Origin of the sequence: Mycobacterium sp. 1245852.3, from assembly GCF_001669335.1 — a bacterium.
Lineage (GTDB): Bacteria > Actinomycetota > Actinomycetes > Mycobacteriales > Mycobacteriaceae > Mycobacterium > Mycobacterium europaeum_A.
The window spans coordinates 1-1,445 of record NZ_LZLL01000396.1 but is presented as its reverse complement, the minus strand read 5'-3'; the positions used below and the strand labels follow the sequence as shown (position 1 = coordinate 1,445).

The window sequence follows — 1,445 nt, the reverse complement described above, 5'->3', positions numbered from 1 at the left end:
CCGCCCGGCTACGGGCCCCCACCCGGCTACGGGGCGCCGCCCCGGCCCGCGTTCAGCGTCGGTGACGCGTTCGGCTGGGCCTGGAACGCATTCACCAAAAACCCTGTGGCGCTGATCGTTTCGGCTCTCGTCTACGGGGTGCTGTTCGGCATCGCGTCCGCCCTGGTCGGCCTGAGTCAAAGCGTGGGTTCCACCACGAACAGCTCCGACGACGACTACTTCACCTTCACCGCGAACCTTAACGGCGGTGCGCCGTAGCCCGGCGGCGGCGGGTAGCCGGGAGGGTTGGTGCCCTGCGGGTCTGACGGGGTGCCTGGATACTCGGGAGGTTGGCTCATGTCCGTCCTTGCTGTCGGATTTCCAAGTGTGGCGAAGTTTCCTTGAGAAAACGCCCGCGGAACTCGGCAACCGGAACTTAGCAAAGATGGGCCGTGGGTGCCGGGATTGCCGGCTGCGTGCCTGGGCCGGCGCGGGCGTCGGCCGGTCGTGGTATGCCTGAAGCCGTGTCCGACGGTCTGTTTGACCTACCCGGCGCGTCGCAGCCGACCGATCACGGGCTGGGCGCGTCGGGCGGCGCCCCCCTGGCGGTGCGGATGCGTCCGGCATCGCTGGACGAGGTGGTCGGGCAGGACCATCTGCTGGCGCCCGGGTCCCCGCTGCGCCGCCTGGTCGAGGGCTCGGGCGTGGCATCGGCCATCCTGTACGGGCCCCCCGGCAGCGGCAAGACGACGCTGGCCGCGCTGATCTCGCAGGCGACCGGGCGCCGGTTCGAGGCGCTGTCGGCCCTGTCGGCCGGTGTCAAAGACGTTCGGGCGGTGATCGATACCGCGCGCCGGGCGCTGCTGTCCGGCGAGCAGACGGTGCTGTTCATCGACGAGGTGCACCGGTTCTCCAAGACCCAGCAGGACGCGCTGCTGTCGGCCGTGGAGAACCGGGTGGTGCTGCTGGTCGCGGCGACCACCGAGAACCCCAGCTTCTCGGTGGTGGCGCCGCTGCTGTCCCGCTCGCTGATCCTGCAGTTGCGGCCGCTGAGCGCCGACGACATCCGCGCGGTGGTGCAGCGCGCGATCGACGACCCGCGCGGGCTGGGCGGTCAGATCGCCGTCGCCCCCGAGGCCGTCGACCTGCTGGTGCGGCTGGCCGCCGGCGACGCCCGGCGCGCGCTGACGGCGCTGGAGGTCGCGGCCGAAACTGTGCGGGCGGCCGAACCCGGTGGCGAGTTGACCGTCGCCGCCGTCGAGCAGTCCCTGGACGAGGCCGCGGTGCGCTACGACCGGGACGGCGACCAGCACTACGACGTCATCAGCGCCTTCATCAAGTCGATCCGCGGCTCCGACGTCGACGCCGCGCTGCACTACCTGGCCCGCATGCTGGTCGCCGTCCCGGTCGTAGCGCACCGCGGCCTCGTCCAGGGACTGCTCGACGGCGGCGACGGTCAACTCGCC

Annotated in this window: 1 protein-coding gene and 2 pseudogenes; 2 read left to right on the top strand and 1 reads right to left on the bottom strand. The window is 71.5% G+C overall.

Annotation, left to right across the window (positions count from 1 at the left end; genetic code table 11):
* Positions 1-258, top strand: a pseudogene (locus A9W96_RS17915) (hypothetical protein); the annotation flags it as partial.
* Here the strand turns inward: A9W96_RS17915 and A9W96_RS33365 are convergent.
* A pseudogene (locus tag A9W96_RS33365) lies at positions 243-338 on the bottom strand (hypothetical protein); the annotation flags it as partial. The pseudogenes A9W96_RS17915 and A9W96_RS33365 overlap by 16 nt on opposite strands.
* Before the next feature lie 153 nt (positions 339-491).
* Here A9W96_RS33365 and A9W96_RS17910 point away from each other — a divergent pair.
* The coding region (locus A9W96_RS17910; RefSeq protein WP_231999725.1) for an AAA family ATPase at positions 492-1,445 on the top strand (954 nt) is incomplete at its 3' end.